This window comes from Demequina sp. (assembly GCA_024707205.1).
Lineage (GTDB): Bacteria > Actinomycetota > Actinomycetes > Actinomycetales > Demequinaceae > Demequina.
Genome location: JANQAD010000001.1, coordinates 751,484 through 766,865, shown reverse-complemented (window position 1 = coordinate 766,865; position 15,382 = coordinate 751,484). Strand labels below are relative to the sequence as shown.

11 protein-coding genes and 1 pseudogene are annotated in these 15,382 nt (G+C 65.2%); 7 read left to right on the top strand and 5 right to left on the bottom strand.

The annotated features are described in order from the left end of the window. The first annotated feature begins 217 nt into the window (after nt 1-217). Nucleotides 218-3,067, top strand: a complete 2,850-nt coding sequence (locus NVV57_03875) for an FAD-binding oxidoreductase (protein MCR6711873.1) — start codon at nt 218-220, stop codon at nt 3,065-3,067. A 99-nt stretch (nt 3,068-3,166) separates the two neighbouring features. Beyond that, nucleotides 3,167-3,433: a type II toxin-antitoxin system Phd/YefM family antitoxin gene (locus tag NVV57_03870; GenBank protein ID MCR6711872.1), complete on the top strand. Its 267-nt coding sequence runs from the start codon at nt 3,167-3,169 to the stop codon at nt 3,431-3,433. Nucleotides 3,434-3,438: 5 nt separating this feature from the next. Here NVV57_03870 and NVV57_03865 read toward each other — a convergent pair whose 3' ends face one another. Continuing rightward, complete coding sequence (locus tag NVV57_03865) at nt 3,439-3,954, bottom strand: CAP domain-containing protein (GenBank protein MCR6711871.1); 516 nt, start codon at nt 3,952-3,954, stop codon at nt 3,439-3,441. Next, a pseudogene (locus NVV57_03860) lies at nt 3,951-4,489 on the bottom strand (hypothetical protein). Before NVV57_03860 ends, NVV57_03865 begins: the two are co-directional and overlap by 4 nt. 62 nt (nt 4,490-4,551) lie before the next feature. Between NVV57_03860 and NVV57_03855 the strand changes: the two are divergent. The 3 genes from NVV57_03855 (at nt 4,552) to NVV57_03845 (ending at nt 6,886) form a co-directional block, all read left to right on the top strand. Further along, complete coding sequence (locus NVV57_03855) at nt 4,552-6,132, top strand: DUF4012 domain-containing protein (GenBank protein MCR6711870.1); 1,581 nt, start codon at nt 4,552-4,554, stop codon at nt 6,130-6,132. Next, complete coding sequence (locus NVV57_03850) at nt 6,098-6,328, top strand: hypothetical protein (protein MCR6711869.1); 231 nt, start codon at nt 6,098-6,100, stop codon at nt 6,326-6,328. The genes NVV57_03855 and NVV57_03850 overlap by 35 nt, the downstream gene beginning before the upstream one ends. 114 nt (nt 6,329-6,442) lie before the next feature. Continuing rightward, nucleotides 6,443-6,886, top strand: coding sequence for a hypothetical protein (locus NVV57_03845; GenBank protein ID MCR6711868.1), 444 nt, complete (start codon nt 6,443-6,445; stop codon nt 6,884-6,886). Nucleotides 6,887-6,985: 99 nt separating this feature from the next. On the opposite strand, the gene NVV57_03840 is transcribed toward NVV57_03845, so the two are convergent. Further along, nucleotides 6,986-8,347: a polysaccharide biosynthesis tyrosine autokinase gene (locus NVV57_03840; protein MCR6711867.1), complete on the bottom strand. Its 1,362-nt coding sequence runs from the start codon at nt 8,345-8,347 to the stop codon at nt 6,986-6,988. An 81-nt stretch (nt 8,348-8,428) separates the two neighbouring features. Here NVV57_03840 and NVV57_03835 point away from each other — a divergent pair, with 81 nt between their 5' ends. Then, a complete protein-coding gene (locus NVV57_03835) occupies nt 8,429-9,910 on the top strand; it encodes a sugar transferase (protein ID MCR6711866.1) in 1,482 nt (493 codons plus the stop codon). Between the two features lie 49 nt (nt 9,911-9,959). Here the strand turns inward: NVV57_03835 and NVV57_03830 are convergent, their stop codons facing one another. Further along, nucleotides 9,960-11,069, bottom strand: coding sequence for a Coenzyme F420 hydrogenase/dehydrogenase, beta subunit C-terminal domain (locus NVV57_03830; GenBank protein ID MCR6711865.1), 1,110 nt, complete (start codon nt 11,067-11,069; stop codon nt 9,960-9,962). A 230-nt stretch (nt 11,070-11,299) separates the two neighbouring features. After that, the gene (locus tag NVV57_03825; protein ID MCR6711864.1) at nt 11,300-12,628 is read right to left on the bottom strand and encodes a hypothetical protein; all 1,329 of its coding nucleotides are present in this window, start codon (nt 12,626-12,628) and stop codon (nt 11,300-11,302) included. 1,610 nt (nt 12,629-14,238) lie between these two features. On the opposite strand from NVV57_03825, the gene NVV57_03820 reads away from it, so the two are divergent. Further along, nucleotides 14,239-15,297 carry a polysaccharide pyruvyl transferase family protein gene (locus NVV57_03820; protein MCR6711863.1) on the top strand — a complete coding sequence of 353 codons (1,059 nt, stop codon included), beginning with the start codon at nt 14,239-14,241 and terminating at the stop codon, nt 15,295-15,297. Nucleotides 15,298-15,382 lie beyond the last annotated feature (85 nt).

Genomic DNA, 15,382 nt, shown 5'->3' with positions numbered 1-15,382 from the left:
CCGACGCTGTCTCGGGCATTTCGGACAAGTCGCCCTGGGCACTTCCACCAGTTCCCCACCAGTTGCCCACGACTGAGAACCGGATTTCCGCCATTTCTGGCCGCTCTTGGCCCGAAAACCCCCGATATCCGGTTCTCCCTGGTGGGATCGCACCCTCACACACCCCGGGACGTGTGGCCCTCCCAGAGCCCGACACCCCCCATGGAAGAATGGCGCCGTGACCGCGACCGACCACCGAGCTGCGTCGAAGGGCGCCGTGGACAACGCCGTCGCAGCGCTGAGGCTCCGCATCGACGGCGACGTCGAGACCACCGCCCGCCGCCGCGCCGAATATTCCACAGACGCGTCCAACTACCGCGTGGTCCCGCAGGCCGTCGCCTACCCCAAGGACGCCGCTGACCTCGAGGCCACCCTCGACGCCGCCCGCGAGCTCCAGCTCCCCATCACGATGCGCGGCGGCGGCACCTCGGTGGCCGGCAACGCGATCGGCCCCGGCCTGGTCATCGACACCAGCCGTCACCTCACGCGCATCCTTGACGTGGACGTCGAGGCGCGCACCGCGACGGTTGAGCCCGGCGTCATCATGGACACCCTCCAGCGCCACTTGAAGTCCACCGGCCTCCGCTTCGGCCCCGACCCCAGCACCAGCACCCGCGCCACCTTCGGCGGCATGATCGGCAACAACGCCTGCGGCCCCCACGCCGTCGCCTACGGCCGCACCTCGGACAACATCACCGCACTCCACGCCATCGACGGCACCGGCCGCCGCATCAGCACCCTCGCGGACGTCCCCGGCCTCGATGAGCTCGTCAAGGCCAATCTCGCGCTCATCCGCACCGAGTTCGGCCGCTTCAGCCGCCAGGTCAGCGGCTACTCCCTGGAGCACCTGCTCCCCGAGCTGGGCGGCAGCCTCGCGCGCTTCCTCGTCGGCTCGGAGGGCACGCTCGCCACGGTCACGCGGGCCACGGTGCGCCTGGTCCCCATCGCCCCGCATCGCCTCACGGCCGTCTTCGCCTACCCGGACATGCCCGCCGCGGCCGACGCCGTGCTCGGCATGCTCCCCCACAAGCCCCACGCGGTGGAAGGACTGGACGCGCGGCTCGTGGAGCGGGTCGCCAAGGCGCGCGGCGGCGGCATCCCGCAGCTGCCCGACGGCGCCGGCTGGCTCTTCGTGGAGGTTGGCGCGGACTCGGAGGAGGAGGCGCGGGCGACTCTGGCGGCCCTCACCCGCGATGCCGGCACCGCGTCGTACCGCTATATAGAGGACGCGCGCGAGGCCGCTCAGCTGTGGTCGATTCGCGCCGACGGCGCCGGTCTCGCCGGCCGCTCCGAGGACAACAAGGAGTGCTGGCCCGGGTGGGAGGACGCGGCGGTACCACCCGCGCAACTGGGCGCGTACCTGCGGGAGTTCGATCAGCTCATGGAGCGCCACGGCGTGACGGGTCAGCCGTTCGGGCACTTCGGCGACGGGTGCATCCACGTGCGCCTCGACATCCCGCTGCAGGTGGACGGCGCGCCCCTGCGCGCATTCATGGAGGACGCGGCCGCGCTCGTCGCCTCGCACGGGGGTTCGCTGAGCGGAGAGCACGGCGACGGCCGCGCGCGCTCGGAGCTGCTGCCCGCGATGTACTCAACCGAGGCGATCGAGCTGTTCAAGGCGGTCAAGCACCTCTTCGACCCCCAGAACCTCCTCAACCCCGGCGTGCTCGTGGACCCCGCCCCCCTGGACCAGAACCTGAGGAGGCCGCACGCGAAACCGGTATTAGCGTCGGGCGGCTTTGCCTTCACCCACGACCACGGCGACCTGAGCGAGGCCGTGCACCGCTGCACGGGCGTGGGCAAGTGCAGGGCCGACGCTATTGGCGGCGGCAGTGGGTTCATGTGCCCCTCGTACCAGGCGACGGGGGATGAGAAGGATGTGACGCGTGGGCGGGCGCGGGTGCTTCAGGACGCGATCAACGGGACGCTGGTGCGCGGGCTCAACGACCCTGCGGTGCGCGAGAGCCTGGACCTGTGCCTGAGTTGCAAGGCGTGTTCTACGGATTGCCCGAGCGGTATCGACATGGCGCTGTACAAGTCGGAGGTGCTGCACCGTCAGTACCGGGGCAAGCCGCGGCCCGTGGCGCACTACTCGATTGGGTGGCTGCCGAGGTGGCTGAAGGTCATTGGGGTGGCGCCCGGGGTGGTGAACGCGGTGCTGCGGCCGCGCTGGATTCAGCGTTCGGCGGTGTGGGTGGCTGGGATGGACACGCGGCGCAATCTGCCGCGATTTGCGCGCGAGCCGTTCCGGAAGTCGGATGTTGCCCGCACCCGGGCGGCCGACCAGATCAAGTGCGCGCCCACGGAGAACCGGGTGGTGCTGTGGGCGGATTCGTTCACGGACGGGCTCTCGCCGGAGATTCCCGCCGCGATAGTGCGGGTGCTCGAGGCGGCGGGGTTCGAGGTGCTGGTGTCCGCGGGCGATGCGTGCTGCGGGGTGACGTGGATCTCCACCGGGCAGTTGGACGGCGCGCGGAAGCGGCTTTCGCACCTGCTCGAGGAGCTGGGCCCCTACGCGGTGAACGGGATCCCGATCATCGGCGTCGAGCCGTCGTGCATGGGGGTGCTGCGGCACGACATCGTGGAGCTGCTGCCGGACGACCCGCGCGCGCACGCCGTGCGCGCCGCGACGTTCACGCTCGCGGAGGTGCTCACGGGGCGCGCCCCGGTCAAGCCGCGGCCCGGGTGGGAGGCGCCTTCGCTTGCGGATGTGACTGCGGTGGTGCAGCCGCATTGCCACCAGTACTCGTCGATTGGGTTCGAGGCGGACCGGGAGTTCATGGCCTCGCTGGGCGCCACCGTGACGGAGGCCGCGGGCTGCTGCGGGCTCGCGGGCAACTGGGGCACCGAGCGCGGCCACTACGACGTCTCGGTCGCGGTCGCGGAGAACTCGTTGCTGCCCGCGCTGCGGTCGGCGCCGGAGGGATCGGTGTACATCGCGGACGGGGTCTCGTGCCGTACGCAGGCCGAGGACCTCGCGGGTGTCTCCGGGGTGCACCTGGCGCAGCTCCTGGCGGAGCGGCTGTAGGCGGGAGTCCGCGCTAGGCAGGGGTTGGACGGGGATGCGACTCTGAGATATTGTGTACACAAGGATTACACAATCTGGAGGTCGGCGATGGCTGTGACAGTGGGTGTTCGTGAGTTCCGGCAGGATCTCGCGGACTACATCGATGGGGATGAGCCCGTGACGGTGACGCGCCATGGGCGTCGCGTGGGTGTGTTCATCCCGACTCACGGGGATCGCGCCGAGGCCATCTTGGCCTACAAGGTGGCGACCGAACAGCTGCATGCGTTGATGGCGGAGCAAGGTGTTGGCGAGGACGATATTGTCGCCGATTTTGACGCCATCCGGAAGGCTCGACACAACGCTCCGCGGGGCACCTCCGCTGGATGACGACGCTACGGCGCGTTTCCCTCGAACAGTTGGCTGCACGCCATGCCGCCTACCGGCTCGCCCGGCTCGGCGGCGACCGACGTGTCGTCGAAGGAGTAGGCGACGCAGCCGATGCCCGAGTCGGTCCAGGTGGGCTTGAGCATGTTCGCCTTGTGGCTGGGGGAGTTGAGCCACAGCTCCACCATGCCCTGCGGACCCTGCCACGTGCGGGCGAGGTTCTCCCCGGCCGCATTGCCGGGGGTGCAGCCAGCCTGGAGTGGCTCGTGACTCAAGTTGTCCTCATCCAGGGTGTGCCCCGCGCGCACCGCAGCCTCCGCGGCCAGGCAGTCATTCCACACCAACGCGGAAAGCCCCGCAGAAGAACGCTGGGCATTTACCAGGTCAAACGCCTCGCGCGCATAGTCGGAGGGCGACGCGAGCGTCACGGCCGCAGTCGAGGTGATCTGGTCGGTCGGCTCTGGCGTGGAGGTACAGCCGGCCAACGCCAGCGCCGCACCGCCGGCCAAGAGCCAGAGCCTCACCCTCTGATCCACTCCACAACCTCCCCGATGAGGGACTTCAGCGTCGCGTACGTCTGGTCGTACACGGCTTGCGATCGCATGTACGGGTCGGGCACGTCTGCGAGCGCCACCCCAGCGAGAGAAGGTCGGAAGTCGGAAACAGCGCCGGGCACGGAAGCCATGCGCTCCTCCAACGACGAGCCTTCGACAACAGCACCAAGACGTGCCGCCTCGGACAGCTCGGTCAGCATGAACGTCTTGCGCAGCGCGAACGGCGCCTCGCTTACGGCCCTGCGCCGGTGCTCGGCGGTCATGCACACCACCAGATCGGCTTCACGCGCCAGCGAGGCCGTGTACTGCCGCGCGGCGTGCCCGCGCCCGTCAATCCCGTCCCCATCCAAACAAAGCAGCATCTCCGCCGGTACCCCCGGCCAACCAGCGCGTGCGTCCCGGCGGAAGACACTGCGGCAACCGGCCCCAGGTACTCTTGCAGCAGCAGTTCCGCGGCTGGGGAACGGCAGATGTTGCCGGTGCACACGGTGATGATGCTGGTCATGTCTTCCTCGGTATGCGGGGCTGGCCGGCCCACCTAGAGAGCCTCCTAGAGACCCTGGATCGATGACAACGTATCAGCACGCCGAACCGCCGCGCCCCAAGGCCCGACGCCGCGTCTGGCTATGGATTGTGCTCGCCATCGCGGTGCTCACCCTCCTTGCAGCAGCGCTGTTCGCGTGGGATGCGGTGCAGATTCAGCGCTCGGCTTCGGCGCTGGAGACGGAGGCCGCCGCCGCGAAGACGGCAGTCACCAATAGAGACGCCGACGCTCTGCAGACTCAGGTGGCCGCGCTCAGCGAGTCGGCACACACCTTCGCGAGCGCCACGAGCGGCCCTCACTGGTGGGTCGCCAACCACCTTCCCTGGGTGAAGAACCAGACGCTCCCGCTGCATCAGGCCGGGGTCTCGGTGCTTGCCGTGACGGACGACGCGCTCACGCCGCTCGCGCAGATGGACAACCTGAGCGCGCTGCAGGCGCCGGCCATCGAGAACGGCCGCATTGACCCGCACCTGTTCGATCCCTACGCGGACACGCTGGCCGAGTCCGCCGCGGTGTTCGAGCGGGAGAACGCCGCGCTCGCGGCGATCGACCCCACCACGGCCGTTGCCCGGGTCCGTGACCCCTTCCTCGAGCTCCGCGACCAGTTCGCGGACCTCGGCGAGCTCGTGAGCGGCGCGAACGTGGCGGCGCAGGTGTTCCCCAGCATGTTGGGGGCCGACGGCGCGCGCACCTACCTCGTGATGGTTCAGAACAACGCGGAGCCGCGTACTACGGGCGGCATTGCAGGTGCGGTGCTTGAGGTCCGGGTGGACGACGGCGCGCTCGCCTTGGTGAAGTACGTGTCAGCGGCGTCGATGGTCGATACCGACGGCATCGACGTTCCCCTCACGCCGGATGAGGACAACATCTTTGGCGAGCGGATGCAGATCTACCCGCAGGACGTGAACTTCACCCCCGAGTACCCGCGTTCGGCCACGCTGCTGGCGGGGTTCTGGAAGAACGAGTTCGGCGAGGACGTGGACGGCGTCATATCCCTGGACCCCGTGGCGCTGGGCTACATGCTCGATGGCATGGACCCCGTCACGGTAGGCACCCTCGAGATCACGGGCCCAACTCTGGCGCAAGTCATGCTCAACGAGTCCTACTTTGCCTACCCAGAACCGGCGGACCAAGACGCGTTCTTCGCCCAAGCGTCGGGCGTGCTGTTTGGCGTGTTGATGGAGGGCGCAACCAGCGCCATTGACGGCACCGAACGCGCAATCGACGAGCACCGGTTCATGGTGTGGTCCGCGCATGCGGATGAGCAGGAGCTGTTGGCGCCCACGCGGATCGCGGGCTCGTTCCTGCAGCGCACGGGCACCGTGGGCATCTTCCTCAACGACGGCTCTGGCTCCAAGATCGGCTACTACATCGCGCAGGACACGAGCGTGGTCAACCACATGTGCTCCAACGGCACGCTCTCGGGCCAGACGTTGACGGTGACGCTGACCCACACTTTCGACGGCGACGTGGCCTCCCTGCCCTGGTACATCAGCGGCGGTGGGGTCTACGTTCCCGAGGGCGAATTCCACGCGAACGTGCTGCTTTACCCCCCAAATGGCGAGGGGAGTGACAAAAATCACCGAGGACGGGGAGCAGCGTGAGGTGGCGGGCTACACGCATGACGGTCGCAAGCTCGCGCAGACGTGGATCACGCTCGAACCAGGCGAAACTGCCACGTTGGTGTTCGATCTGGCCAGAAACCAGGCCGGACTCATGGCGCCCGACTATCAGTTGACGCCCGGCCCAGCGGCTCAAGTTCAGGACGTGACGGTCGATATAGTCAACGAAGCCTGTTAGCATCATTGGGAAATCTACCTGCGGGCGTCTGAGGGCGTTCGCGGCTCAAGGGGAAGACCAGACATGATTCGTAAGACGTTGGCAGCGGTTGCAGTGGCAGGCGCGACTTTTGCAGTGCCCGCGGCGGCCTTCGCTGCGCCCACCTACCCGGCCGACACGGCCTCCATCGAGTGCAGCGCCCTGCAGGTGCCGGTCAACGACACGTTCACGTGCACGGTGACCTCGCCCGACGGCGGTACGAACGTCACGCTGACGGTCACCGCCAGCGTGGGTACGCCCACTGTGGCGGCTGCTGACTCGGCCACCAAGCCGCTCGTGGGCACCGAGGCACAGTTCACGGTCACCGCTCCCGGTGAGGTGAGCGACCTGATCATCTCCGCCGATGTTGACGGCAACGCCGTTGCTGGAAGCGTGACGGTGGAGGTCCTCGACGAGGACGAGCTCTCCGGTACCGGATTTGACTCGATGCCGCTGGCCGTCGGTGCGGGCGTGCTGCTCGTCGGTGGCGCCGCGGTGGTGTTCGCAGCGGCTCGCCGCCGCTCGGCACAGAACTCCTAAGACTTCTGGGTCAAACCAGAAGAACCCCCCGATAGGTGAGGGGCTTCGCCGAAAGGCGGGGCCCCTCACTTTTCGTCATTCTGCGCGCAGTCGCAGAACCTAGTCCTCTTTGTACGCGTACCCGTAGCGGCCGTACCCGTAGGCGTCCGGCCCCTTCGTGGGCAGCATGGTCAGCACCAGCCCACTGACGGGCGCGCCCACGTTCTCGAGCGTCGCGAGGGCGCTCTCCACCTGGGCGGTGTGCGTCATGCCCGCCGCGACGATAACGAGCGCCCCGCCAACGAGCCGCGCGAGCACGGCGGCGTCGGTCACGGGCAGGAGCGGGGGAGCGTCGTAGAGCACGATGTCGAACTGCTTGTGGAGCTTGGTGATGAGCTCCGCCATGAGCGCGGAGCCGAGCAGCTCGGAGGGGTTGGGCGGAATCTGCCCAGACGGCAGCAGGTGAAGTTCGGTTCGGCCCCACTGCTGCACAGCGTCGGCCAGTTCTACGCGGCCAATCAGAACGTCGGTGAGGCCAACGCCGCCCTCGATCCCCATGTAGTTGGCCATCTTGGGTTTGCGGAGGTCGGCGCCGACGAGGAGCACCTTGGCGCCGGACTGGGCGAGCGCGATCGCGAGGTTGGCGCACGTGGTGGACTTCCCCTCACTCGCCATGGGCGAGGTGACCACGAAGGCGCGTTCGCGCCGGCCGGCGTCGAGGAACTGGAGGTTGGTGCGCAGGGTGCGGAAGTTCTCGGCGCGGGGACTGTGCGAGTCCTCGTGGACGATGAGCGGGCGATCCTTGGCCTTCGGGTCAAAGACGATGCCGCCGAGCACAGGGATGTCCGTGATGGCCTCGAGGTCGCGCTCACTCCGCACGCGGGTGTCGAGCGCCGCGCGCACGAGCGCCACGGCCACACCCAGCGCCAGACCCAGCAAGAGGCCAAGCGCGATGCTCAGCGCCTTCTTGGGGCTGGTGGGGACCTTGGGGACCTCGGCCTCCTGCACCACCGTGAGGCGCACGGGAGAGCCCAGGGACGCGTTGGTGGTCTCGATGTTCTGCACCACGGTGATGAGCTGGTTCGCGGCCTGGGTCGCGAGCAGGGCTGCGAAACCTGGATCCGTGTTGGTCACCGTAACGTCGATGACCGTGGTGTTGAGCGGCGCGACGGCCGAGACCTGGTCGCGCAGTTTCGCCACGGTGGTGTTGATGTGGAGGGCGTCGATCGTGGGCTGGAGCACGGCCGCCGTGGTCACGAGTTCGGCGTAGGTCTTCACGCGCTGCTGGGTGAAGGTATTGCCCTGTTGCAGGTCCGACGCTGTGGTTGCGCCGGACGTGGAGACGAAGACACGGGCGCTGGCCGTGTAGGTGGGGGTGGCGACCAGGGCGTAGGTGAGGCCCAGGGCGGCACCGGCGACGGTGAGGATAAGGATGAGGAGCCAGCTCTTGCGGAAGATCCTCAGGTAGTCCTGCAGTTCCACGGTTGTCCCCTCATTATCGAAAACGCTCACCACATTCTGCCATGCGGCTGTGCCGAGCCCGCCGCACGCTAGCCTGGCCGGGTGGAGCCAAGCGAACCTCAGGACGCGGCGCTCCCGGGGAAGGCGTCCCAGCAGAGGATGTACGGACCTAGGGGGTGGTCGCGCAAGTACCAACGACGGCTGGCGTGGAGTGACGCGTTTGTGGTGGCGCTCACCATGCTGCTGGCGCAGGCAGCGCGCTTTGGGTGGGATTCGCATGCGCCCGTGTCCGGACCGTCCGCGCCGCCCTATTGGTTCGTGAGCGCGGCGATCGCGTTGCTGTGGCTCGTGAACCTGACGTTAGCCAACTCGCGGGAGGCGCGCGTTTTGGGGCACGGGCCCCAGGAGTTTCAGCGCGTGGTCTCCGCCTCGTGGTACACGTTCGCCATTGTCGCGATTGTCGGCTTCCTCACCCAGTGGCAGATCAGCCGCGGGTATCTGCTCTTCGCGCTTCCCGTGGGAACCCTTGCACTGCTTGTCTATCGCTTTGCCTGGCGCACGTGGATTCATGCGCAGCGCGACGCCGGGAAGCTTCAGGCACAGGTGCTCGTCGCAGGGCCTTGGCGAACCTCCGAGGAGATGATGAGGCGGCTGCGCAAGTCTCGTCGTGCCGGTTTCAACGTGATCGGCGTCTGCCTGCCACCGACAAGCAGCGGGGACCTCTCGGAGGACCTCAAAGACATCCCAGTGTTGGGAGTCATCAACGACTCCGTGGAGATCGCTCGACGCGTGGGGGCTGAGTACGTGCTCCTCACCGGCAACGACGACCTGTCACTGAGCGAGTCCCGGCACTTGGGCTGGGAGCTTGAAGGTACCGGCATCGGCCTGATCGTGGCGCCCGCCATCATGGACATCGCGGGCCCACGCGTCATGATGAGCCCCGTTGATGGGCTCCCCTTGATGCACGTGGATCCGGCGGAGTTCTCCGGGAGCAAGTACGTCGTCAAGTCTGTTGCGGACCGTGTGAGCGCTGCCCTGCTGTTGCTTGTTGCGGGAATACCGATGCTGCTGATCGCCATGCTCGTCAAGGTCACAAGCCGCGGCCCCGTGTTCTTCCGGCAGGAGCGCATCGGCCGCAACGGTGAGCCGTTCAAGATGCTCAAGTTCCGGTCGATGGTCGTAGATGCCGAGGCGCGCCTCGAAGAAGTCATGGGCGGCGAGGTCGGGCTGTTCTACAAGGCAGTCGATGACCCGCGTATCACACCGGTTGGCGGCTTCCTGCGCCGCTTCTCGCTCGACGAGCTGCCGCAACTACTCAACGTTGTGAGAGGCGAGATGTCACTAGTCGGACCACGACCCCAGATCCCAGCGGAAGTGGCCCAATACAACGACTTGGCTCACAGACGCCTCTTGGTAAAGCCCGGTATGACGGGACTATGGCAGGTGAGTGGGCGATCGTCGTTGAGTGCGGAAGAGTCCATCCGCCTTGATGCCTACTACGCCGAGAACTGGAGTCTCGGCGGGGACTTCGCGATCATCCTTCGCACGCTTCGCGCAGTCGTGGGACAAGACGGGGCCTACTAGGCCAATCGCAGCTACCTTCCGACGACGAGTGCTCCTGGGTCCGGGCGGACTACGCCGTCAAACGACCTACGCGATCGATGACGCGGTAGATAAACCGTTCCAATCGAAACCGGCGGGTGTACACCCGGAGGTTCCCTGAGGCTAGTGCGCGCTCAAAGGACTCTATGCTGATTCGGGACATGCGGCGGCGCTGGCGGATCAATACTCTGCGCGCCAACTTCACCTCGCGTGAGTTTGGCACGGTGCGCATCGTGGGCACGCTTAGCCCGCGTCGTTGGTCGTCGGCTAGCCGGACGGCGAGCCCTTCGCGTCGATGGCGGAAGTTGCCTGCTTGCGACTGGCACAGACTCTCGAGCGTGAGTGGGTCCAGTTCGATGGTGCCAGCTCCGGCGCCAGCAAAGAGGATTTGAGTCAATTCGGCATTGCGGGACACCACGATGTTCGTTCCGCGCCAATCGGTCTCGTACTCAGGCAACCACGCGTCTCCAAACACGGCGTCAGCTGTCTCAGCAAAGACGTCTTCGCAAAAGTTGCAGGCCTCCGGTTGGAATGCGCCATGACCCCAATTGCTGCCGAGAAGTGCGCGCATCCGAGATGACACCTGCGCGGCGCCAGTGGAGGGCGATGCCGCGAAGTCGTAATTGCCAGCCGAAGCATGAACGTTCTTCACTCGGAAGTCCACCGCGCCAAGGTCGGAAGGGTCGACCCCAAGTTGCCACGCGAGGGATTGTGCGAATCGCTGGGTTTTCATATGTCCACAAACTAGACCAATGTAAAACTTGATACGCTGTGCCATGCCCTCATCCTGAGCGGCGGCTGACCGCAACGCACGGATGTAACATGGTACTCCGACAACAGCTAGCCGCTCGGTGCCATGCGACAGAACATTCGCGGCATCCGCTAGCGTGGTGTTGAAGTACTGAGACTTTCGTCCCCTATTGATGTGAGCGGAATCTGAAGCGTCCGTGTACTCGAAGAGTGGTTCACCCCCGGACCCAGGGGTGACTTGCACTACCGCGTCTACGAGCCCACGTGATAGCAGCTCAGAGATGAGCCACGACGTGAGTCCACCAGAACTGCTTTGACTAAGTTCATCCAGGTCGACACGACGGCCTGCAAAGATCTCGCCATAGAAGCCGACCCTCTTGTCATGCGCCATAGGGTGCGAAGCAAAGCGGGCGGCCGCTAACTCATCGATAGAGGGGCTGTCATCTGAGAAGGGACAGACTTCGCTGGCTCGGCTCAGCGACGCGGCCGGCGCCCCCTTGAGCTGCGCTCCGTACATCCCGTATGGAAGCAGGTCGATTGCGACAACACCGCCGGTGCTTAGCGAGCAAGCGCCACAGCCAACGCACATACCGCGGGACACCACGTCCTCGATCGAGTGGGTCAAAGTCTCTCTCTCCTTATGCTCGACTCTGCGCGGCGCAGGCTACTCGCGCGGCGTTCTTGGGACTTCGCTGGAGCTACTTCGGGCACGAAATGCGTGGCCTGCCACCATAGGGCGCCGCATGCCATCATGATCAACTGTGGCATCGGCGCGCGCAACAGTCCCCAGCCCGTCCACGCGATGAAGCACAGGGCAAGGAGCATGACTAGAAGGGCGCGCGAGTGTTCTACAGACTTGATGCCGCGAGCTCGAGGACATGCCGCCCTGGCGATTGCAATCGTGAGTGGAAGGAGCGTAAGGATTCCTAGCAGGCCGATCTCGGACAAGAGTAGTATAAAGGCATTGTGCACAGGGAAACCTGTGGAAGCAACAATTGGTTCGAGGGGGCCAATCGTTGGCACATAGTTGTTTGGCCCGAGTCCCACAAGCCAGATCGAGTGCAACTGACGGAGGCCAGCCGCGAGAAGTTCAGGGCGGTCGGATCCGTCGGGGTCGACCTGAAATCTACGTAGGAATTCGCGTACGAATGGACCGGCGGCGATCGCCACGGCGATGGTGACGAGGACAAGTTGTCTGAGGCGTCGGGCGTCGAGGCCCATTGCGAACCATAGCGCCAACATTAGTGCAATTCCGATTATGTTGGCTCGACTAAGCGATGGAATCGCGGCACTTGCGCCAATAAGCACGCCAATCAATGCAGTGGCTGATACTTTGCGCGCACGATATCGCGTAAATGGTAGGAGCAGGGCGATGACGACAACGGCCACCTTTCCGACGGTCGAGGGGTGCGCGAACACGCCAGCCGTTCGGTCGCCAAAGCCGTCAGTGCCTGCACCCGATAGCCACTGAATCCAGGTGGGGACCGCCAGTACGACGGCGACGCCTGCCAGGGCTGTTGCGGTGAACCGCGCGGTGCTTTCACCACTCATAATTGGAGCCACCGTGACGCCAACGATCCATGCGAGACACGCAAGAAGGAGGCTGACGACGCCAGATAGGACGAAGGTACTCGTGGGCCACAGGAAGACACTGGCGAGCAGGAGGTAAGCCACGGGTAGCGTGACAAGTTGCGCTTGGTGTGCTCGGCCGGTTGCTAGACCCCAGATCGACACCGCTATCAGCACGAGTGTGTAGGAATACACGGTCACTTCGGGCGCCGCTGTTCCGACCACGTACTCCTTGGCGGGAGCGCTCAGGGTCAACAGCGGCACCGGCGCCACCGTCAGGGAGGCGAGCGAGGCCAAGAAGGCTACCCTCTCGTTGCCGAGTCGGGGCCACGCTAGAAGAATCAGACATAGCGTCGCGGCCGCCGCAAGCGCGAGCGCCATCAAGAACCTCCGCCGTAGTAGACCTCGTCCACGATACTAGGTCGGCCTTAGCTGGCGAGGTCGAAGGTGTCGTCCGTGTAGGTTTGCGGGGTGGCGTTGCGCCAACGCACTGCGGTCAGTTTGCGGGGAGAGTCAGGGGACAACTTGCGACGCATTGGGGCCCTCCGGAATGCCATCGCTGGCCTGAGTTGGGGTCTAGTTGGCCAGGCACTCAGCCTGGCTGCGGTATTCGTTCCCGTTCTAGTCGGCGAAGCCGAACAGATTGTCGAACTCGTATTTGTGACCGCCGTTGCTGCGGTGATTGCACCGGTCTTGTGCTTGGCTGCTCCATATGCGCTGCCGACCTTGCGCAACGGGCACGACGCAGCCGAGTTCGCGGCGGTGGCTGCAGCAACGACCGCTTTGGGCACAACTGTGCTCGCGGCGGCATCCGCGCTTGTGGCGTTCCGCAACGGACCTGCCGGCGTCGTCTTGGCAGTTGCGGTCCTCGCCGGGGCCCAAGCGACATACAGCCTAGGCGTGTCGATCCGCACGCGCAGAGCAGATGAACGCGCGGTGCTGTTCGCTCGATTCCTCTACGGCGCCTCCGCGTTTGTCGCCATCACGATTGCGACTCTCGCCGGAGTGAGTGGAGCGGGGCTTGCGGTTGCCACGGCACTGGGGTACGTGGCGGCGATTCTCATTCTCGTGCAGCGCCCGATTGCCACTGTCAAGTCACTCTCCCAACTCCTAGTCAGTGCGCGCTTTCAGGGCGTCGCCCGTCGCCTACGGGGCTCCATGATCTTGGCGCTCGCAATTTCCGCAGGCGTCCTTGGGAGCCAAGTAGGCAGTCTCGCAGTGCCGCTTGCGGGAAGCCTGTCGGGAGCTTGGGCAATGGCCATGAGGATGATGACTGGCTTCCAAACGCTCGGGGCACAAGTGGTCGGTGCTGTGTTTGACGTGCGTTTCGCCCAAGCGGTCAGAGTAGCCAGCTTGACCGTGCAGCGACTAGCAATCCGAAGGGGTGGACTTCTCGGAGCGTTGATGGCCGTGGGTTTCGTCACCTCAGTAGCGGCCATCTTCATGTTTGTTGAGCCTCCGCAATTCGACAATGATGCGTCTCGAGTATGGCTTTGGCTTGGCGTCCTCGGATTCGGTGCGACATCGGTTGCACTAGCGCCCGTAGGGCGCGTCCTAGGACTAGTAGGGGCGACGCGGCTACGCCTCTTCTGGGACCTGGGCCGATTGATTTTGGGTGGCGCGGTCATCGCTTGGGGGAGCGGTGAGACGATCCTGGCCTGGCTCGGACTCGTAGGTGCCCTCGCCTCCATGTCGTATGTTGTCCTGGTGGCATCTGCACTCCGCTCGGAGCGCCCAAGCGAACTGCCCGTTGGGCGACAACAAGAGGAAGGTCCCGAGTGAGCTTCGCTGACAACTTTAGGAGATCGAAGCCCCTTCGCACGGTGACGCGGTTGGTGCGCCGGACCCTCGCAGACTCACCGCGCCGGGCAGCGCGCAGACATGAAAGCGATCTAGGGTGGTTGACGAGTTCGGGTGCCTCCGCAGCCCCGCGAGAGACCGGGCACCTATTGTTAGCCGCGAGCGGCAATCTAAATATGGGCGACCAAGCAATGCTCGAAGCATTCCTGCACAACGTAACAGGGCCGGTTACCGTGCTCGCCGAGAGCACGGCCAGCTACACAGTGCCCGACCGCTTCTCCGACGTGGTGTTCGTTGGGAGTGACGGCCTACTCACCGGACACGGAACTGCCCACCGGATAGCCCTCGACTCCGTCAAGTCGCTGTTGGCGAACGCTGACTCGTTCAGCGTCGTCGGGGCCGACACGATCGACGGCGGTTACCACAGGTCTGCCGCGGCGACCTCGTGGGCGATCGCCTCGTTTGCGGCTGAGCAAGGAGTCGACACTCGAATACTGGGTTTCTCGTGGCGTCCGGACGTGGAGGTGGCGATAAAGAGGTTTGCGAGGGTGGCGCTCGAAAATGGCGTGCGGGCGCTGGTTCGGGATCCGGTGTCTTACTCGCGTTTTCAGCAGGATGTCAATGGAGGAGAGCTCGTAGCTGACACTGTTTTCACATTGCCCAGTGTCGTGCGTGCGGATGAAAACATTAGTGTGCCGACTGCGGTCCTGAATCTGAGTGGGCTTGTTGACAGCCGATCCGACTTGACTAGGTCGTACACGATGCTTGTAGAAGGTCTCGTTGATCGCGGCATGCGGGTCATCGTCGTGCCCCATGTTGCGAGCGCACACTCGTCTGACAACATCCCCATGCGTAAACTTGCGGCCAGCCTGGCAGGCCGCCACATGTCACAAGTCGAGTTCATGGATCGACTTCCTGCGCCTCGGGAGTCGGTTGAGCGTGCCGCGGGCGCCGCGGTAACTATTACTGGACGCATGCACCTGGCAATCCTGGGGCTACTAGGCGGATGCCCCCCAGTGGTGCTCGGGACGCAGGGCAAAGTCAGCGGACTCATGAGTTCCATCGGGCACGCAGACTGGGAAATCTCGCCAGGGCCGGGCATGCACGAGCAGATCCTTCACGTGGTCGACGAGATTCTGGCAGACCACAAGGCGGTGGTTCATGAGGTGCAGGGGCACGTCACCAGCTTGGCCCATCTAGCGGCAGTGAACTTCGATGGGCTCGAGATGAGCGGTGCACCTGACGCGTGACATGAGCCCCTCCGCCGGGCCTGAGCGACACGGTTGGTTCGCTAGATCTAGTCGAAAGCAACCTCTGTGCGTAGAAGAGGTTGAC